At 77.1% G+C, this 20064-nt stretch carries 6 protein-coding genes; all 6 read right to left on the bottom strand.

Going from position 1 to position 20064, the window contains the following annotated elements:
• Nucleotides 1–22 precede the first annotated feature (22 nt).
• On the bottom strand, nt 23–11899 hold the full coding sequence (locus HWY08_RS03385; protein ID WP_176062964.1) for a tetratricopeptide repeat protein: 11877 nt from the start codon (nt 11897–11899) through the stop codon (nt 23–25).
• Nucleotides 11900–11992: 93 nt separating this feature from the next.
• Entirely contained in the window at nt 11993–12631 is a 639-nt protein-coding gene (gene cglE, locus HWY08_RS03380) for an adventurous gliding motility protein CglE (RefSeq protein WP_235969435.1), read from the bottom strand.
• Nucleotides 12632–12641: 10 nt separating this feature from the next.
• Entirely contained in the window at nt 12642–14666 is a 2025-nt protein-coding gene (gene gltG / locus HWY08_RS03375) for an adventurous gliding motility protein GltG (RefSeq protein WP_176062960.1), read from the bottom strand.
• A gap of 12 nt (nt 14667–14678) precedes the next feature.
• Entirely contained in the window at nt 14679–15038 is a 360-nt protein-coding gene (cglF, locus tag HWY08_RS03370) for an adventurous gliding motility protein CglF (RefSeq protein WP_235969434.1), read from the bottom strand.
• A complete protein-coding gene (gene gltE, locus HWY08_RS03365) occupies nt 15035–16471 on the bottom strand; it encodes an adventurous gliding motility TPR repeat lipoprotein GltE (RefSeq protein WP_235969433.1) in 1437 nt (478 codons plus the stop codon). Before gltE ends, cglF begins: the two co-directional genes overlap by 4 nt.
• A 14-nt stretch (nt 16472–16485) precedes the next feature.
• On the bottom strand, nt 16486–20049 hold the full coding sequence (locus HWY08_RS03360) for a tetratricopeptide repeat protein (RefSeq protein WP_176062958.1): 3564 nt from the start codon (nt 20047–20049) through the stop codon (nt 16486–16488).
• Between the last annotated feature and the right edge of the window lie 15 nt (nt 20050–20064).

The following is a 20064-nucleotide window of genomic DNA, read 5'->3' as shown; positions in this document are numbered from 1 at the left end:
CTCCGCCCGCCCCCCGGTGGCGCTACGCCGGGACCACCACCGACAGTCCGAGGTCGCGGCGGAGCTCGCCGTAGGCCTCGGAGGTGCAGAACAGGACCAGGTCGCGCAGCCTCGTCTCCTCGCGCAGCTTCGACACGGCGGCCTTCTCCGCCACCACCATCTTCCGCACCACGTCCAGATCGCCGGCGAGGAGCGCGCCGGCCCGGTTCGACGTCAGCTCGGCCGCGTCCATGTAGGCGCGGACGTCGCCCGGGTGCTGCACGTCGCAGTAGGCGCGGGCGAGCACCTTGAGCTGCTGCGTGCGGGTCTCCGCGGGCAGCGCCTTCTCCAGCCGCCGCTTGAGCTTCTCGACCAGGTGCGGGTCGGCGGTCACCACGAAGCGCGAGGTGCCGAGGCTCGCCGCCGCCTGGAACACGGCGTCGAGCTGGTCGTGCGGCATGAGGCGCGCCAGGGTGAGCTCCGGGCGCAGGAACGCGAGCGCCTTGCCGATGGTGAACCACAGCTCCTTCTTCGGCCGCTCGCGGAACAGGTCCTCGCCGGCCACCACCGCCGGCGGCGCGAGGGGCAGGAGCTGCAGGCGCCCGCCCGCCTCGCCGGGGCGGAACAGGCGCGGCGCCGGCATCCCCAGCGTGCGCGCGACGTACTTGTACATGTTGACGAGGAACAGCATCGAGCCGGCGACGTCCAGCTCGTCCTTCTTCGGCGTGAGGCCGAGCTCCTTCGGCTGCTGCACGAAGAGCTCGGCGGCGTCGCGCGCGAGGAGCGCCAGGATGGCCGCCAGCGGCCCCCGCGCCCGCTCGTGCAGGAGCGCCGCCCAGCGCGCGTCGTCGAGCGTGCCGCTGGCGGCGTCGCGGGCGAAGCGGCGCAGCCGCGACACCACCTGCGCCTCCTCGGGGCTGGCGCCGCCGGCGAGGAAGGTGAGCGCCTGCGCCGCCGAGTAGGCCTGGTCGTAGTCCTTGCGCTCCGCGTGCAGCGCCACCAGCGCCGAGAGCGGCCGCTGCGCCGGCGCGCCGAGGGCGAGGAGCCGCCGCCAGGCCGCGATGGCCTCCCCCTCGTGCCCGGGCAGCTTCGCCGCCAGGGCCGCGTGCGCCTCCAGCGCCGCCGCGTCGTCGGGGTCCGCCTTGGTGACCACCTCGTACGCCATGCGCGCGTTCTCGGGATCGGAGAGCGCGCGCTGGTAGAGCTCGGCCAGGGTCTTCCAGAGGGCCAGGCGGGCGGTCGAGGACTCGGGGCCCTTCGGGAGCCGCTGGATCATGCGGAGGTACGCCTGCTCCAGCTCGCGCCACTGCTGGCCGGCGGTGAGGAGCGCCTCCAGGTCGGCGAACGCCTGCACCAGCCGCGGGTCGGCGTCGAGCGCGGCCTCCAGCTCGCGCGCCGCGCCGGCCGGATCGGAGAGATCGTCGCGCAGCGTCTGCGCCACCGCGTGGTGCAGCCGCGCGGCGCGCGCCGGATCGGCCTTCACCTCGGGCGCCTCGAGCAGGCGCTGCAGCACGTCGGCCGCCTTCTGCCCCTGCCGCGTGTCGCGGTACAGGCCGAGCAGCGCCTCGGTCACCTGCACGTTGCCGGGGTCCTGCCGCGCCGCCGAGGTGAAGGCGTCGATGGCCTGGTAGGGGTCCTGCAGCTTGTCGCGGCAGAGCGCGCCCGCGGCGACCAGCATCTCCAGCCGGGCCGGCCCCGTCAGCACGCCGGCCAGCTTCAGCCGGTGCTCGACGGCGCGCTCGTAGTCGCCCGCCGCCTCGAGCAGCCCCACCATCGCGCGCCGCGAGGGCTCGTGGCCGGCGTCGATCTCGAGCGCCTTCTCGAGGCTCTTCTGGGCGCGCTCGCCCTGCCCCAGCCGCGCCTGGATGTGGCCCACCTGGAAGTAGGTCTCGACCACCTCGAGGTCGGTCAGCCCGTCGCGGTGGTGGATGAGGATCGCCTGGTGGATCTTGAGCGCCTCCTCGAAGGCGCCGTCCTCCACCAGCAGGTGCCCGAGCCCCTCCAGCGCGGGCAGGTAGGTGGCGTCGAGCTCGTAGGCCCGCCGGTAGCTCGCGAGCGCCTTCTCGCGCTTCCCGAGCTTCTCCGCCACGTAGCCGCGCCGGTACGCCTGGCGGCAGAGCTCCTTCGCCTCGCCGTCCTTCTCCAGCCGCGCCACCACCACGTCGAGGACCGCCTCGGCGCGCGGCCAGTCGGCGCGCGCCACGTGGAGGTCCGCCAGCGGGCGGGCGGCGGGGAGGAAGTCGGGCACCTTGCGCAGCGCCTCCTCGTAGAGGCGCGCGGCGCCGTCGGGATCGTCCCGCTCCTCCTGGTGGATGCGCCCCGCCTCGTGCAGGAGCCTGGCCTTCTCCTCGGGCGCGTCGACGTAGCGCGCCTCGGCCAGCAGGTAGCGCAGGTAGGCGTCGCGGTCGCGCTCCGCCTCGGCGATGGAGCGCAGGGCGCGGAGGCTGGCGAGGTGGCCCGGATCGGCGTCGAGCGCCCGCGCGTAGGCGAGCTTCGCCGACCCGCGGTCCTGGAGCATCTCCTCCTGGATGCGCCCGATGCGCGCCTGGATCTCCACCGCGTCGGGCCCCTGCGCCAGCTTCGCCTCGCGCTGCAGCATGTCGAGCGCCAGGTTCCAGTTGCCGCTCTGCTCGTAGAGCCGCGCCAGCGCGGAGACCGCCTCGCGCGCCTCGGGGTCGCCCTCGACCGCGCTCGCGTACATCGCCTCGGCGCGGTCGGCGCGCCCGAGCTCCTTCGACCAGGCGTCGCCCATCTGGACCAGCAGCCCGGTGAGCTCCTTGCGGTCCTGGGTGAGGCTCGCGTGGTGCTGCAGCACCGCGATGAGCTTCTCCCACGCCCCCTCGGCGCGGTAGAGCGTCTCGAGGTTGCGGGCGGCGGCCAGGTTCTGGCCGTCGAGCGCCAGCACCGCCTCGTTCTGCTCGATGGCCTTGCGCGGGTCGGAGAGCTTCTCCTGCCAGATGGCGGCGCTCTTCGCGAGGATGCGCACCTTCTCCCGGGCGTCGCCGGTGAGGGCCGCCTGCCGCTCGTAGACGCGGTTCAGCTCCGCGTAGCGGTCGAGCTTGGTGTAGAGGCGCTCCAGGCCGTCGAGCGCGGCGCGGTTGCGGTCGTCCTGGCCGAGCACCGCCCGGTAGGCCTCCACCGCCGCCTCGTCGTCCGCGATCTCGTTCTCGTGCAGCCCGGCGATCTGGAGCTGGTAGGCGACGCGGGTCTCCTCGTCGGGGGCGAGGTCGCGCGCCCGCGCCAGGATGCCGGCCAGATCGCCCCAGCGCGCCTCGCGCCGGTACAGGGTCGCGAGCGCCTCCAGCGCGGCCGCGTCGGCGCCGTCGAGCTCGAGCACGCGCTTCAGCGCCGTGATCGCCTCGCCCGCGTCGTGGAGCTGCCCGTCGTAGATGCGGGCCATCTCGAGCAGCGTCGCCTTCTTCTCCTCCAGGCCCGCCGCCGCCTCGAGCTTCTGCTCGAGCGCGATGACGAGGTCCTTCACCCGGCCGCGCCGGGTGAAGAGCTCGGTGAGCGCGTCGAGCGCCTCCGGGCTGGCGGGGTCGACCTCCAGCGCGCGCCGGAAGGCCGCCTCGGCGCCGTCGGCGTCGTCGAGCCGGCGGTCCTTCACGCGGCCGAGCTGGAGCAGGAGCTTCGCCCGGGCGAGGCCCTTCGCCTCGTCCGCCACCTGCTCGTAGACCGCCGCCAGCTCGTCGAAGGCGCCGGTCTCGGCGGCCAGGCGCTGGATGGCGGCGACCGCGTCGGCGTCGGCCGGGTCGTCGCCGAAGGCGCGGCACCAGGTGATGAACGCCATCTCCTTCTGCCCGAGCCGCTTCTCGTGGATCTCGCCCAGCTCCTTCAGCACGGCGCGCCGCTCGGCGCGGTCGGCGAGGTGGGTGGTGAAGAGATCCGACACGCGCACGTAGGCGCGCCAGTTCCCGGCGCGGGCGTACAGCTCCTTCAGCTTCAGCCACGCGTCCCGGCGATCCGGGGCGAGCTCCAGCACCTTCTCCAGCGCCGCCGCCGCCGCCTCCGGGCGGCCCAGCGGCTTCTCCCAGCCCTCGGCCGCCGCCTGCCAGGCGAGGACCGCCTCGTCGGCGCGCCCCGCCGCGGCGAGCAGCCCCGCCCGCGCCTCCACCGCCTTGACGCGATCCTGCGGCGCGCCGGCCGCCTCGAAGATCGCCGCCAGGCGCGACAGCTCCTCGTCGCCGTGCGGCTCGAGCTCGAGCGCGCGCCGGCCCTGCTCCGCCGCCTCGCCCTTCTTGCCCGCGCGCAGGAGCACGTCCGCCAGCGCGAGCCGGGTGGCCTTCACGCCCCCCGCCCCCTCCTGCAGCGGCACCAGGCGCCGGTACACCGAGGCGAGGCCCTCCAGGTCGTCCTGCGCCGCGTAGAGATCCCGCAGCGCCTCCAGCGCCCGCCGGTGGCGCGGGTCGGCGTCGAGCACCGCCAGGTAGGCGCGCACCGCGCCCGCCCCGTCGCCCAGCCGGCCCGCCGACAGCGCGCCCAGCTTCTCCTGCATGCGGGCCGCCTCGCGGCGGTCGGCGGTGACGGCGAGCCGCGCCCGCAGGAGCTCGGCCAGCTCGGGCCAGCGCTCCAGCTTCTCGTACAGCCCCTCCAGCGCCGCCAGCGCCGGCTCGTGCCGCGGGTCCTGGCCGAGCGCCTCGCGCCACAGCGCGAGCGCCTCCTCGTCGCGCCCGAGCTGCTGCCGCAAGGCCGCCAGCCGCGCGGTGAGCGTGAGGCGCACCGCGCCGTCCGCCCCCAGCTCGCGCTGCGCGGCCAGGTTCTCGGCCAGCGCCTCGGTCTGCCCCGCCGCCTCGTAGAGCCGCTCCAGCGCCCGCAGCGCGGCCGGCTGCCGCGGCTCGGCGGCGAGCAGCGCCTCGTAGGCGCGCGCGGCGCGCGCCGGGTCGCGCAGCTCCTCCTCGGCGAGCTGGCCGAGGCGGAACAGGAACGCCGCGCGCTCGTCAGCGCCGGCCAGCGCGGCCTCGGCCTCCAGCACGCCCGCCAGCGGCTCCGGCTGGTTGCGCGCGCGGTAGAGCCGGTCGAGCGCGGCCAGCGCCTTGGGCGCGCCGGCCGGGTCCTGGCGGCGCGCCTCCTCGAACCACCGGACGGCGGCGTCGGGCGCCTGGAGCTTGCCCTCGTACAGGCCGCCCAGGGCCAGCGCCACCTCGGCGGCGGCGGCCTGCGGCAGCTTCCCGAACTCGTCCTCGTACAGGCCGGCCAGCTCCTCGGCGTGGTCGCCCTGCTGCGCCAGCCGGGTCAGCTCGGCGCGCAGCGCCGGGTCGGCCGGGTCGTCGCGGAAGGCACGGCAGAGCGCGAGGAACGCCAGCTCGCCGTTCCCGAGCCGCTTCTCCTGCACCTCCGCCAGCTCGAGGAAGAGCGCCTTGCGCTCCACCGGGTCCGGCCGCTCGCCGGCGCGCACCTCCAGCACCGCCGCGTAGCGGGCCCAGGCGCCCGAGGCGGCGTAGGCGCGCTCCAGGGCGGCCGCCGCGCGCGCCTGGGCCGGGTCCTTCTGCAGGATCGCCTCGAGCCGCGCCAGCGCGGCCGGGTCGTCGGGGTGGCCGGCCAGGATCTGCTCGTAGAGCGCGAGCGCGCCCTCGCGGTCGAGCAGCCGCGTCTCCTTGAGCTCGCCCAGCCGCTGCCGGAAGCCGCGCGCCGCGGCCGCGTCCCCGGAGGCGTCGGCGAGCGCCACCTCGCGGGCGAGCACGTCCGCCAGCTCGACCCACTTCTCGGCCGCGACGCACAGGCGATCGAGGCGGACCAGCGCGTCGCGCCGGTCCGGCTCCGCCTCGAGCAGCCGCCGCAGGGTGGCGATGGCGCCGGCCGGGTCGGAGAGCCGCTCCTCCTGCAGCGCGGCCAGCTCCGCCAGCAGCGCCGGGCGCGCCGCCGCGTCCTCGGTGACCGCGAGCAGCCGCCGCAGCGTGGCCGCGAGCGGCTCGGCCGCGCCGGTGGCGCGGTGGGCCCGGGCCACGCCGGCGAGCGCCTCCGCGTCGTCCGGGGCGAGCTCGAGCACGCGCTGCCACGCCTCGCCCGCGCGGGCGGGGTCGCCGCCGCGCTCGGTGAGGTGGGCGGCCCGGCGCCGCAGCTCGGCCCGGGCGCGCGCCCCGTGGGCGCGCTCGGCCAGCTCGGCGATGAGGCTCGCCAGCTCGTCGGTGAGGCCGTTCGCCTCGCCGATCCGGCCGGCCAGCTGGAGCGACTCCGGCGCCTCGGGGTCCTCGCGCGCCGCGCGGGCGGCGGTGAGGAAGCCGAGCTCGGGGTTGCGGAGCGGGCCGGCCTGCACCTCGGCCACCCGCCGCAGCAGCGCGGCGCGGGAGGAGGCGTCGGTCGCGGCCGCGGCGCGCGCCTCCAGCGTCTGCGCCAGCTTCTGGTGCTCGCCCTCCTGCGCGTAGATGGGCTCGAGGAGGGCCGAGGCCTCCGGGGCCCCCGCGCCGCCGGCGCGCGCCAGCTCCTCCAGCGCCGCCAGCGCCGCCGGGTGGCGCGGCACCTTGTCGAGCACGCCCCGGTAGCACTGCAGCGCCCCGGCCACGTCGGCCAGCCGCTGCTGGCGGATGCGCCCGAGCCGGAAGCGCAGCTCGGCCGCCTCGGCCACCAGGTTGACCTTCTTCTCGGCGAGCGCGACCTCGCGCCCGAGCACCTCGACGAGCTCGTCCCACCGCTCGGCCGAGCCGAGGAGCCGCCCCAGCACGCGGAGCGCGTTGGGGTCCTCCGGATCCACCGCCAGGATCTGCCGGTACGCGTCCATGGCCCCTTCCCGATCCGACAGGCGCTCGTCGAGGACGGTCGCCATCTCCAGCAGGAACTCCTTCTTCGCCTCCGGCGACGGCGCGCGCTCCGCCTGCCGCGCCAGGGTCGCGGCGAGCTCCCGCCACGCGCCCTGCGCCCGGTAGAGCCGCACCAGCCCCGCCAGCGCCTCGGCGTCGCCGGTCTCGGACGCGAGCGCCTCGAGCGCCCGCGCCGCGAGGTCGGGCCGCTGCAGCCGGTCGGCGTACAGCGAGGCGAGCCGCCGCCGCACCTCCGGCCGCGCCGCCGCCGGGAGCCCGCGCGCCAGGAGACCCTCGTACACCTCCGCCAGCTCGGCGAAGAGCCCGCCCGCCGACGCGAGCCGCTCCAGCTCCCCGCGCAGCGCCGGGTCGTCCTGCCCCGGCGCGGTGAGCTCGCCGAGCGCGCGGGTGTGGGCGCGGAACGCCGCCGCGCGGTCGCCGAGCCGATCGTGCAGCGCCGCCAGCTCCGCCAGGAGCGGCGCCCGCTCCGAGCGGTCGGCCCCGTCCAGCCGCGCCTCGAGCAGCGCCGCCAGCCGGCGCGCGTCGCCCCGCACGCGGTAGACGTCCTCCAGGATGCGGGCGGCGGCGTCGCGGGTCGCCTCGCGCGCCAGCAGGCGGTCGAGCCCGGCGAGCGCGCGCGGCTCCTGGCGGCTCTCGGCCAGCACCTCCGCCCAGGCCTCGAGCGCGGCGCGCCCGTCGCCCTCCCCCTCCAGCAGCGCGGCGCGCTCGCAGAGCAGGTCCTGGCGTCGCGCGCCGTCGTCGCGGGCGAGCTCGGCCTGCCGGGCCAGCACCTCGGAGAGCGCGCCGGCCCGCCCCCCGGCGCGGTGGAGCCGGGCCTCGACCTCGAGGGCGGCGGCCGAGCGCGGGTCGGCCGCGAGCGCCGCCTCCGCGGCGGCGAGGGCGCGCGCGGCGTCGCCCAGCCCCTCCTCCTGCGCCGCCAGGGCCGCCAGGCGCGCGGCGCGCTCGGCGCCCTGCTCCTGCTCGGCGCGGCGCCGCGCCACCTCGTCCAGCCGGGCCGTGTCGCCGGCGCGCGCGAAGAGCCGCGCCAGCGCCTCCAGCGCCTCGCGGTCGTCGGGCGCCGCCTCGCGCACCTGGCTCCAGGCCGCCGCGGCGGCCGCGACGTCCGCCAGCCGCTCGGCCCGGACGCGCGCGGCGCGGCGGCGCAGCTCCAGGGCCACCCCGCCCGCGGCCGCGGCGGCCGCCGCCTCGTACGCCTCGGCCAGCCGCTCCGGGTGGCCGGTGAGCGCCGCCAGGCGCTCCACCTCCGGCTCCGCCTCGGCGGCCACCGGACCGCCCTCGGCCAGCGCGCGCGCCGCGGCCCCGAGCGCCAGCTCCGGCCGCCCCAGCTCGCGCTCGTGCAGCGCCCGCAGCTCCGCGTGCAGGCGCGCCCGCTCGGCCGGCTCGGTCGCCCGGGCGAGCCGCTTCTCGCGCAGGAGCACGCGCCCGGCGTGCTCGCCGCGCGCGGCCAGGGCGCGATCGGCGAGCGCCAGCGCCTCGGCGCCCGGGCCGCCGGGGGCCGCCGACAGCTCGACCAGCGCCGCGCGCGCCCCCTCGTGCGCCGGGTCGGCCGCCAGCACCGCGCGCAGGAGCGCCAGCGCCTCGGCGGGCGCGCCGAGGCGCAGCTTGAGCCCGGCCAGGCGGAACGCCAGCGGGAGATCGCGCGGGCTGCCTGGACCGGCGCGGCGCTCGAGCAGCGCGCACAGCTCGGCGGGGCGGTCGAGCCGCTCGTAGAGGCGCTCCAGGGCCGCGCGCGAGCCCTCGTCGTCCGGCGCGAGCGCCGCCGCACGGGCCCAGGCCTCGGCCGCGCGCGGCGCGTCCCCGAGGCGCTCCAGCGCCTCGGCCGCGTCGCGCAGCGCCCCGAGCCGCTCGGCGTCGGTGCGGGCGCGCTCGGCGAGGAGCAGGCTCGCCTCGGCCCGCTCCCGCTCGCGCCCCGCCGCGCCGTGCAGCCGCGCCAGGGACGCCAGCGCCGCCGGGTCGCCCGGCGCGTGCCGCAGCGCCTCGCCGAGCGCGCGCGCCGCGCGCGCCGCGTCGGAGAGCCGCTCCTCGTACAGCGCCGCCAGCTCGCGCCAGGCGAGCGCGGCCTCGGCGCCGGCGAGGGTGGGGAGGAAGGCGTGGTAGGCGCGGGCCGCGTCGGCGTCCGCGCCGGCGCGGGCCGCCGCCTGCCGCAGCTCGGCCCGCACCGCGACGTCGGCGGGGGTGGCGCGCGCCGCGCGCGCCAGCGCCGCGAAGGCGAGGGACCACTGGCCGAGGCGCTCGCCCCAGACCTGCGACGCCTCGCGCTCCGCCGCGGCGCGGTCGCCCGGCGTCGCGGCGCGGGCGGCCTGGCCCTCCAGCTCGGCCAGCCGCCGGCGCGGCTCGGGCTCCCCGCCCGCCGGGGCCGGCGCCGGGGGAGGCTCGGGCGACGCCTCCGCGCCGGCCTCGCTGGCGGCGAGCCGGCCCAGGGCGGCCCGGGCGGCGGCGTCCCCGGGGGAGAGCGCGAGCACGCGCTTCAGCTGCCCGCTCGCCTCCTCCAGGTTCCCGAGCTCGTCCTCGGCGATCTCGGCCGCGCGGCGGCGCAGGGCGCGCTCCTCGTCGGGCCGCCCCTCCAGCCGGGCCGCCGCCTCGTCGAGCAGGGCGTAGAGCTCCCCGACCGCGCCCGCGCCGCGCGCCAGCCGCTCGCACGCGTCGAGCGCCTCGCCCGGCCCCGGCGCGGCGCGCAGCGCGGCCGCCGCGGCGGTGAGCGCCCCGCGCGCGTCGCCCTGCGCCTCGCGGAGCTGCGCCGCCTCGAGGAACCGGCGCGCCCGCTCCTCGCCCGAGAGGTCCGGCCGGCGCGCCGCCAGGTGCTCGAGCAGCGCCACCTGGCGCGCGCGATCGCCGCCCGCCCGGTGCACCGCCAGGAGCGCCTCGGCCACCGCCACCGGCTCGACGCCGGCCGCGAGCAGCGCCTCGAGCGCCGCCACCGCCTCGGTCCGCCGCTCGGCCGGGAGCGCGCCGCCCTGCACCAGCGCGACCAGGAGCGGCGCCGCCTCCGCGCCGCGGGCGGCCGGCCCGGCCAGGAGGAGCGCGCGCGCCAGCTCGGCCTCGGACCGCTCCGCGCCGGCGAGGTGCCCCGCCAGCCGCCCGAGCACCTCCGCCTGCTCGGCGGCGTGCGCCGGCCCCAGCGCGGCGAGCGCGTCCGCGAGTCCGCGCAGCGCCGGCGCGCTCTCGCCCGCGGCGAGCACCTCGCGCCAGGCGCCGGCGGCCCCGGCGGCGTCCCCGGCCTGCTCGTGCGACCGCGCCAGCTTGGCGCACAGCTCCCGCCGCGCGGCCGGGTCGGCGGCCGCGGCGATGCGCCGGCGCAGGTCGTCCGCCACCTCGGAGAGGTGGCCGGCGCGGACCAGGCAGCCGTCGAGCGCGGCGCGGGCGCCGGCGTCCTGCGGGTCGGCGGCGGCGAGCGCGCGCCAGGCCTCCACCGCCTGCTCCGGCAGCCCCAGGTCGCGATCCCACACCTCGGCCGCGCGGCGGAGCAGCACCTTGCGCGCGGCCGGGGCCGCGCCGGGGGCCTCGGCGGCGGCGCGGTAGGCGCGCGCCAGCTCCGGGAAGAGGTCGGCGCGCGCCGCGGCGGCGTCGATGGCCTTGCGCAGCGCCGCCCGGCCCGGGTCGAGGCGGAGCGCCTCCGCCAGGCGCCGGAGCGCCTCGCGCGGCGCGCCGAGCCGCTCGAGCTCCACCTGGGCCAGCGCCTCGAGCAGGCGCGCCCGCGCGAGCGGCTCGCGCTCGGCCTGCACCTGCGCCTCGAGCGCGTCGGCGAGCGCCCGCCACTCGCCGGCCCGCTCCAGCAAGGGCGCCAGCGCCGCCGCCACCGCCGGGGAGCGGGGGTCGACGCGCCGGGCCGCCTCGAGGTGGGCGCGGGCGCGGCGCGCGTCGCCGAGGGCCTGCGCGATCTCGGCCGCGCGCAGCCGCCACGGCACGTGGTGCAGGCGCTCGGGCGCGGCGGCGAGGTGGCGCTCCAGGGCCGCGAGCGCCTCGGCCCGCCGGCCCGCCTCGAGGTGCAGCTCGAAGAGCTGCTGCGCCGCGGGCTCGCTGGCGGGGTCGAGCGCGAGCGCGCGCTCGAGCGCGGCGGCCGCCTCGACCGCGTCGCCGAACCGCACCAGGTCCACCTGCCCGAGCCGCAGGTGCAGCTCCGAGACCACCGCCCGGTCGCGCACCTCGGCGGCGAGGCGCGCCAGCCCCGCGGCGAGGCCGCGCCAGTCCTGCCGCTCGCCGAAGACGCGCTCCAGGAGGTCGAGCCCGTGGCGCAGCGACGGCGCGAGGAGCAGCGCCCGCTCGACGAGCTCCACCACCCGCCGCGGCGCGTCGGGGTCGTAGGCGCCGTGGAGCGCGGCCGCCTTGAGGGTGAGCTGCGCGGCGGCGCGCCGCTCCTTCGCGCGCCCCGCCTCGTCGAGCAGCGCCTGCGCCTCGCCGCGCCACGCGCGCGGGGCGGTCTTGAGCCGCTCCATCGCCGCGGCGGCGCCGGGCGCGGCGCGATCGAGCGCCAGCGCCTCGAACAGCGCCTCCATGGCGAGCCCGTGGTCGAGCGGCTCCTCGACCAGGAGCGCGCCCAGCCGCGCGTACTCGGCCGCCAGCGCCGGCAGGGGGAGGCCCCGCTCGCGCGCCTCGTCCAGCGTCCGCTTCGCCTGGGCGAAGCGGCGGAGGGCCACCTGCGCCCGGAGCGCCGCCTGGCGCGCCGCCTCCAGCCCCGGGGCGAGCCGCAGGGCGCGCTGGTAGTACAGGGCCGCCCGGTCGCGGTGGAGGAGCCGCTCCTCGTGGACGCGCCCGAGCCGCAGGTAGAGCTCGGCCGCCGCGGCTGGATCGCGGGTGCTCCCCGCCAGCTGCTCCAGCGCCTCGGCCACCGCGGGGTAGTCCTGGCGCTCCTCGTGGAGCTCCACCATCGCCTGGAGGGCGGCCGCGTGGTGCGGCTCGGCGTGCAGCACCTGCCGGTAGAGCTCCTCCGCCCGGGCGGCGTTGCGCATCCGGTGGTGCGCCAGGTCGGCCGCCTTGGCGAGCAGCCTCCCCGCGCCGTCCCCGGCGTCGCGGCGGGCGCGGAGCTCGTACAGCGCGACCAGGTCCTCCCACCGGGACTCCCGCTCGTAGATCCCCTCGAGCGCGCGGAACGCCTGCTCGTCGGCGGGGGCCGCCTCGAGCGCGGCCAGGTGCGCGCGGATCTGCTGTTCGGGTACGGGAGGGGTCAAGGTCTGGGAATCGCCAGAAAGTTCGGGCGAAAGCATAGACCCTGTCCCTTCATCGGGGGAAGGCCGCTGGAAGGTGCAGGAAGCCGCAGCCGCCTAGAAGGTGTAACGGACGGTCGGGGTGATGGCGAGCCCGGCCGCCTTGGCCTTCGTCAGGTAGGCGACGTCGGCGGCGAGGCCGACCGCGAAGTGGCGCAGGTGCGTGAAGTACTCCACCCCCGGTCCGCCGGCGAGGTAGACGTCGGTGTGCCCGAGCAGCCCCTCGGGCGTGGTGAGGAGGCCGCCGCCGCGCCCGTGCAGGTACACGTGCAGCCGCTCCACCCCGTACTTGTCGCTCGCGCCGAGGAGCGCCACCCGCAGGTCGAGCCCGGCCGCGAGCACGCTGAACGCTCCGTACGAGACGCTGGCGCGCGCGTTGCCGCCCAGCGCGAAGAGCGACACCGCCACGCGGCTCGACACGTCGTAGCCGAGCGTGGCGCCGACCAGCATCCCGCTGGCGGTGCCGCCGCCGGCGCCGGCGAACGGGAACTTCACCGGGTCGGCGGTGGGGGTCTTGAAGAGCGAGAGGTAGCCCACCTCGAAGCCGGTGAAGAACCCGCGCTCCACCTCCTTGAAGCGGGGCGCGCGCGGATCCTCCGGCATGGGCGGCGCCGCCTCCTGCGCCGCCGCGAGGGCCGGGAGGAGGGAGATCGCGAGGAGCGCGGCGAGGAGGGGTCTGGAGTGGATGCGGGTCACGCGTGCCATCCTATCCTGCCGAGCCCGAGCCGGAGCTGCGCAGGATCCACGGATAGGTGACGATCGCCATGCCACCGCCCTTGGGCTTGGGGAACTCCCACGTCCGGATGCGGCTCATGATGCACTCGCCCACCGTGCGCAGGCCGTCCGAGTCGATGGGGACGCTCGGGTCGAGGAGGGTGGCCGAGGCGCGGCCGTCGGCGTTGATCTGCCACTTGATGGCCACCTTGCCGCCGAGCTTCGGGTTGAGCGTGAGCTGCTGCTCGTAGCAGTACCGGACCTGGTCGGCGTGGTCGCGGATGACCTTGCGGATGAGCTCCGGGTCGATGGCGCCGAGGACCTTGGTCTCGCCGGTGGCGATGGCGACGTCGCGGTCGCGCTTGGCGCCGAGGCCGCCCACGCCGGAGCCGTAGCCGCCGAGCCCGCCGCCGCGCCCCTTCGTGCCCACCGCGCCGATGCCGATGGTCTCGCCCGCGCCGCCGCCGCCGGTCCCGGTGCCCTTGAGGCCGAGCCCGCCGACGCCGCGGCTGTCGCCCACCACCGGGCCGTACATGTTGCCGATGGCGCCCTTGAGGTCGCCGCCCAGGCCGCCCTGACCGAAGACGGTGGAGAGCCCGCCGGTGCCGCGGCCCTTGCCGAGCGCGGCCAGCAGCCCCGAGTTCTTCACCAGCTCCTTCGCGTTCGGGTCGATGGCCTTCGGCGCGGAGCGGCCGTTCGTCTTGGGCGCGTCCTTCTTGCCCATCTGGCCCTCGTCGCCCTTGTGGCGCTCGGCCATCTCCCCCGGCTGCTCCTTGCGGAGATCGCTCTTCAGCTTCTCGAGGTAGGGGTTCACCTTGGGCTGCTGCTCGGGCGCCTTCATCACGAACTTCGCCATCCGCTGCTGGCCCTTGGCGAGGTCGTCCTGCACGAGGTCCATGTCGCGGGTGGTGGTCTTCGCCGCCACCACGAACCCGCCCTGCAGGAAGAGCAGCACGAGGAGCAGGTTGAGGTAGCGGTAGTCGAGCCGCTCCCACCAGGGCACCACCGCGGCCTTGGGCGGCCGGCGGAAGCGCGCCTCGACGCACAGCCCGCTGCCCAGCTCGGCGCGAGCGGCCCCGGCGCGCGGCACCGGCACCGACCACGCGCCCTCGACCGCCTCGTCCTGCGAGGCGGCGCGGGACTTCACCAGCTCGCCGAAGGTGCGGAGCTTGCCGCCGTCCTCCACGCCGCCGCGCATGCCGCGCGCGAAGAGGAAGCGGTACTCGCCGCCCTCGTGGCGGAGGATGGGGAAGTCGGAGGTGGGGAGGTCGGGCCCGGAGAGGCGGAAGTGACAGCGCGGCCCCTCGCCCACCAGGACCGGCTGCTTCGGGGCGACGAAGGTGCCGGCGTCGAGGAGCGCGTCGCCCCAGAGGACGCGGAGCTCCACGCCGAGGTCGGGGGCGCCCTCCTCCACCGGCTCCTCGTCGATGGGGCGCGCGAGCGCCAGCGCCGGGCGCGCCGGCCGGGCGGGCGCGGGCGCAACCGCGGCCTGCGCGGCCTGCGCGGGCGCCGGCTCGGCGGCGCGGAGCGCGAGCGCGGCGCCGGCCGAGGTCTGGAGCGGGGCCACCGCGTGGCCGTTCGGCGCGTGTCCGTTGTGCGGGTGCCCGTTGGCGTGCTGCCCGTTGGCGTGCTGGCCGTTGGCGTGCGCGGCGGGGAGCGCCCGGGCGGCCGCCTGGGCGGGGACCTCGAGCGCGCGGTTCTTCGGCCCCGCGGCGGGGCTGCCGTCCCCCGCCACCACGATGCGCAGGCCGCCGAGCTTGATCTCGTCGCCGTGCTTCAGCGAGCCCTTGCTCACCCGCTTGCCGTTGACGAACGTCCCCTCGGCGCTCCCCATGTCGATGATGGAGACGCCCTCGGCCCCCACCTCGATCACCGAGTGGATGCGCGAGATCCGCTCGTCCTCGAGGCACAGGTGCGCCGAGGCGAGCCGGCCGATCTTGATGATCTCGCGCGTGAAGCGCTCGGTCCGGACCAGCTCGTCGCCGCGGTAGACCTCGAGGGTGAGGGGAGTAGGCATCGGAGCGCTCGCTCAGAGGTCGGCGGCGGACTGCTTCACCTTGTCGCGCCACTCTTCGCGGATCTTGATCAAGTTCGAGTGGTTCACCCGCTTGCGCGCCTCGACATACTCTCCATCGGGGCGCGTCAGGTCACCCTGGATCGTGTCGTCGTCGAAGTTGATGACCGTCTTCTTTTCGTACTCCACCCGGGGTTCAGGCGGTTGCTTCTCCTGTCCGAAGGCGAACAGGGGAAAGGCGAGGACCGTCAGAAGAAGCCGCTTTCGCATCGGTGTCCCTCTTGTCCCTCTTCTCCGTGACAGGGAGCGTAGCACCGGGTTTTCCATGGGGATAGCAACACCCGTGCTCACCTCGGCCACCTTGTCGGGGTTCATCGCCCATCCGCCGTCGGGGTGGACGCAGGACCGGGCGAGGGCACGGTCCCTGCCCCGCTCGCCGGGGGTACCGGCTTCGCGGCGGGGGTCGCCTCGGGGCCTCGAGCCCCGGCCGGGCGCGGCTCCTTCGCCGGCTGGGCGGCCTTGCGGGCGGCCTCGCGGTCGGCCTCCGCCTTCAGCTCGCGCGCCGCCTCCTCCGCCTGCCGGCCGGCGAGCACGATCTGCTCGCACTCGCGGGTGAGGCGCATGGCCGGGCCCTCGCTCGCGGCGGCCGGGCCGGCCGCGACCACGTAGCGCCGCAGCTCGGCGAGTGCCGGCTCGCACTGCTCCTTCGACTTCATGAGCGCCACGCCGCGCGCGAGGTGCACCTCGGGCAGCTTGCCGGCGCCGAGCTTCTCGGCCTGGTCGTAGGCCGCGAGCGCCTGGTCGGGCTTGCCGAGGTAGCGGAGCGCCACCCCCAGGGCGAGCTGCACGCGCGGGTCGGGGTCGGAGCGCAGGATGGCGCGCGCGTGCTCGGCCACGCCCTCCCAGTGCTGCTTCCCGAAGGCGTCGGCGAGCAGCGCGTAGCGGGCGGGCACGTACCCTTCGTCGAGCGCGATCGCCTTCCGCCACTGCGCCACGGCCCCGGGGCGGTCCTTCTCGGCCGCGAGCACGTCCCCCACGAAGGAGACGATCTCCGCGTCGGCGGGGTCGAGCTTGCGCGCCTTCACGGCGAGCAGGTGCGCCAGGTCGGGCTTCCCGCGGCCGAGCGCCACCCGCATCATGACCTTGTAGGCGCCCACCGCCCGCGGATCGCGCAGGAGCGCCTCGCGGGCGAGCTTCCACGCCTCGTCGCGCTGGCCGGCCGCCTCGTAGAGCGCGGCCAGCCGCGCCCGCGAGACGGCGTCGTCCGGGTGGCGGCGCGCGAGCTCGCTCCACCGCTGGGCCGCCAGGGCCGGGTCCTTGGGCTCGTCGAGCAGGAGCAGGTTCGCCGCCGCCGGCGCGAGGCGTGGCTCGAGCTCGAGCGCGCGCTGGTAGGCCGCGCGCGCCTCGCCGGGGCGGCCGCGGTGTTCCAGCGCCACGCCGAGGTTGAACCAGGCCTCCGGGACCGGCTCGGCCTCGGTCACCGCGCGCCAGCGCCGCTCCAGGGTCTCCCAGTCGGTCGGGACCTTGAGCCGCTTCTGCTCCTCCGCCGCCGCCAGCGCCTCGTCGAAGAGGCGCTGGCCGCGCGGCGAGAGCTCCCGGCGCGGCGGGGCGGGCGGACGGCTCGCGGTCGCGGTCGAGCTGCCGGCCCTGGCGCCCGTCGAGCCCGAGCCCGAGCCCGAGGTCGCTCTCCCGTTCGAGGTCGAGGTCGAGGTCGCGTCGGGGCGGCCGCCGGCGCGCGGCGCGCTGCCGCCGCCGCCGGCGCAGGCGAGGAGCGCGCCCGCGAGCGGCAGCGCGAGGCGGAGGGTCATGGAGAGCGCGCGCCTCATGGCAGGAGATCCTCGTCCTTGATCGGCGGCGGCGGCGAGGGGTCGCGCGGCGCGACGGCGCCGGGGCGCACCTCCTCGGGCTCGTCGAGCTGGAGGTCCGGGTCGCGCGCCGGCGTCGCCGCCGGCTCCGCGCGCGCGCCGAGCGGCGGGAGCGCCGGGCCCGGCTCGACCGGCGCCGCGGCCTCGGGCCCGGGCGGCAGGTACAGCGCCGTGAGCAGCCCGTGGCCGCTCGCGCGCCCCGGGGCCCGCGGCGCGGCGAGCGGGGGGACCTGCTCCAGCGGCGGCCCGTACAGATCGGGCTTGTAGTGGGTCAGGATCTCGGTGGCCGCGCGCGAGCAGGCGTTCGAGACGCCCAGCTCGCGCGACTTCGTCATGGCGTACTCGAGCGCCTCGACCGCCTTCTTCTCGGGCGCCTCGGCGAGCTGCCTCAGCTGCGCGCGGTACTCCTCGGCGAACGCCTTGTTCTGCCGGAGCTCCTTCGGCACCGGCGCGGTCTGGAACGCGTGCGCGAAGCGCTTGTAGGCGAGCCCGATCTTGTAGAGGGCGCACACCGCCGGCTCGGCCTGCTTGGTCTCGACCACCGCCGTGTAGCGCTTCTGCAGCTCGAGCAGGCGCGCGCTCTTCAGCTCCGCCTGGCCCTTCAGCCACTTCACCTGCCGCTGCGGCGAGAGGCGCGCCGGGACGGCGAAGTCGATCCGGTCGTACGCCTCGAAGGCGGGCTCGAGCGCGAGGACCTGCGCCTCGGCCACCACCGCCAGCCCGCGCTCGCCGACCTGGCCCCGCCGCGGCTGCCAGTACGCGAGCGCCTGCTCGTGGGCGCGCCGCTCCCCGGCGGCGTTGCCCGCCTTCCGGAAGAGCCGCGCGATCCGGTCCTGCACCGCGAGCCACTCGGTGGGGTCCTTCACGTACCGCTGCTGGTACTCCTCCAGGACGCGCAGCTCCTTCGAGACCGCGCCCTGGCGGCCGGCCAGGTCGGCCAGGGACAGGAAGACGCGCGCCGCGTCGGGCGAAGCGGGCCAGGTCTCGACGTACTGCGTCCGGTCCGCCTCCGCGCGGCCGTACTCGGCGAGCCCCTCGCGGAGCACGCCCGCGTTGTAGAGCGCGTCGCGCGCCTTGTCCTCCGCGTAGCCGGCGGCGTCCCCGGCCGGCGCGGGCGGCGGCGCGTGGGCGCCGCGCTTCCCGTGCTTCCTGGCGGGCGCGGCGGCCACCCCGGCCGCGCGGCGCCACCCCTGGTAGTACCGCTCGTACCCCTCGGCGGCGCGGTCGAAGTCGCCCACCGCCTCGCGGTCCTGCGCGCTCGCGAGGCCCACCTTCGGCACCAGCGGATCCTGCGGGTAGCGCTGCACGAGCTGCTCGCGGACCGCCAGCGCGCGCTCCAGCCGCCCGGCCTTGGCGAGGTCGACCGAGGCGTCGTACAGCGCCGTCGGCGCGAGGCGCGAGGCGGGCCAGTCGCGGGCGAAGGCGAGGTAGGCGTCGGCCGCCTCGCCGGGGCGCCCCGACCGCTCCAGCTCCTCGATGAGCTTGAAGCCGCTCTGCTCGATGACCTTGGAGAGGTCCTCGCGCAGGGCCGGCTGCGCCCGCATGAGCTCGCCGTTCTGCCAGAAGCGCTTGGCGGCGGCGTTCATGCCGCGCCAGTCGCCCTGGAGGTTGTACGCGTCGAGCGCCAGGTTGGCGGCGTAGCGCGCCAGGTCGTGGCGCGGGTGGTGGTCGGCGATGTCGGCGAACAGCTTCTGCGCCTCGGGGAAGGCGTTGTACCGGTAGTAGACGTTGGCCGCCTTGTAGGAGACCTCGACCGCCTTCTCGCCGCGCGGGGCGAGCGCGAGGTAGCGCTGGCAGGCGTCGACGAGCTGCTGCTTCTCCTTCGGGATGGGCAGGCGCCCGCGCGCCTCGGCCCCCTGCGGCCGCTTCTCGGTGGCCTCGGCGCGCTTGGCCACCACGTCGTAGGACTGGACGGCGCTCTCCAGCGCGTCGAGGAGGAACTTCCCCGGCTTCTGCGGCTTGCCGTCCTCGCCCGGCTTCTCCATCCGGCGGGCGTCGAGGTCGGCCACCCGCAGGTACTCGTCGCCGGCCGCCTGGAACTTCTCCAGCGCGTAGAGCAGCTCGGCGTGGAAGAAGCGCATCTCGTACGCCTGCCGCGCGTCCGGGAAGAGCCCGAGGTGGAGCCGGTACAGCTCGGCGGCCAGCGAGGCCACCGCGTCCTCGCGCGTCTTCTTGAACTCCGCGTGATACTGGACCGCCAGGGTGCGGAGGGTGTTCTCGGCGTCCTTGCGGGCTCCCTCGAGCGACCGCCGCGCCGCCTCGTCGCCGCCCCGCTTCTCGGCCGCCTGCAGCATCTCGACGAAGACGCCCGCCTGCTGCACGGCCAGGTCCTTCTTCCCCATGCGGCCGGCGCAGGTGACGATGCGCGCCTGGAAGCCCGGCGCGTCGAGCGCGGCCGGATCGGCCACGATGAGCCCGTGGTAGACCAGGATGGCGTCGCGGTCCTTGCCCTCGTCGTAGTAGAGCGTCGCCAGCGACTTGAGCATGTCGCGGGCGTCCTTGCCCCCCACCCGCGCGAAGTCGTCCGGCGCCGCCTTGGGCGAGCCGACGTGGCTGTAGGTGCGGACGTAGTCCTTCCGGGCCTCGCGGGCGAGCGCGAGCTTCTTGTCCGGCGCCACCGTCGAAGTGGGGAGGTCGCCGAAGAAGATGACCGCCTTGAAGAGGTCGAGCGCCTCGGTCCAGTCGCCGAGGTTGTAGTGCACCCACGCCTGCTTGTAGAGCGCGTACCCGTAGACGCTCGACTCGGTGTAGGCGGCGGCGCGCCGGTAGGTCTCGAGCGCCTTCTTCAGCGTCTCCTTCCGGTTCCCCTTGTCCGCGGTGTCGAAGTAGTGCTCGCCGAAGGCCATCCAGGCGTCCGGCACGTAGCGCGACTTCGGGAAGCGCTGGATGAGGACCTTGTACGCCTCGAGCGCGTCCTTGCGGCGGTTCTGCTTCCACAGGTTCTCGCCCAGGAAGAAGACCACCTCGTCGAGGCGGGGGTAGTTCGGGAAGCGCTTCGCGATCTCGCGGTAGCGCGCGATGGCCTGCGCCTGCTCCCCGCGCGAGCGCTCCTCGAGGTCCTTCTTCTCCGCGCGCAGCCGCTCGACCCGGGCCGGATCGCCCTTCGCCTGGCCGAGGGCGTCGTCGCGGCGGTTGGCCTCGAAGAAGAGGTACTGCGCCTCCTCCCAGTGCAGCTCGGCCAGCCGGAACAGCCAGCCGGGGAGCTCCTGGGCCGAGCCGCCCAGCCGGATGAGCTGCTCGAGGTCGGCCATCTCCTCGCGGCGCTTGCCGGAGACCTGACCCTCGATGGCGAAGCGGAAGGTGTCGAAGTCGAGGCGCGGGCCGGCCGGCTCGGCGGCGCGCCCCTTCGCCTCGATGGAGCCGGCGAGCGACGCGTCGGGCGCGAGCGAGCGCCGCTTCCCGAGGCCGGCGTCCTTGGCGGTCGCGGCGGCGGCGGCCGGCGGACGCGGGTCGTCCGCTCTCACTCGGGGTGCAATCGCCAGCGCGCACGCGAGCAGGAGGGAGCAGATGCGTCGGGCCATGCGCGTTTCCCCGGA

It is taken from the genome of Anaeromyxobacter diazotrophicus (genome assembly GCF_013340205.1).
GTDB lineage: Bacteria > Myxococcota > Myxococcia > Myxococcales > Anaeromyxobacteraceae > Anaeromyxobacter_A > Anaeromyxobacter_A diazotrophicus.
Note: the sequence above shows the minus strand (reverse complement) of the source record. Positions and strands in the feature narration are given on the sequence as shown.

What these genes read in the sequence shown, in the direction of transcription:
- gltG (WP_176062960.1), bottom strand. Translation starts at nt 14,666, where the DNA reads ATGCCTACTCCCCTCACCCTCGAGGTCTACCGCGGCGACGAGCTGGTC.
- cglF (WP_235969434.1), bottom strand. Translation starts at nt 15,038, where the DNA reads ATGAACCCCGACAAGGTGGCCGAGGTGAGCACGGGTGTTGCTATCCCC.
- HWY08_RS03360 (WP_176062958.1), bottom strand. Translation starts at nt 20,049, where the DNA reads ATGGCCCGACGCATCTGCTCCCTCCTGCTCGCGTGCGCGCTGGCGATT.
- gltE (WP_235969433.1), bottom strand. Translation starts at nt 16,471, where the DNA reads ATGACCCTCCGCCTCGCGCTGCCGCTCGCGGGCGCGCTCCTCGCCTGC.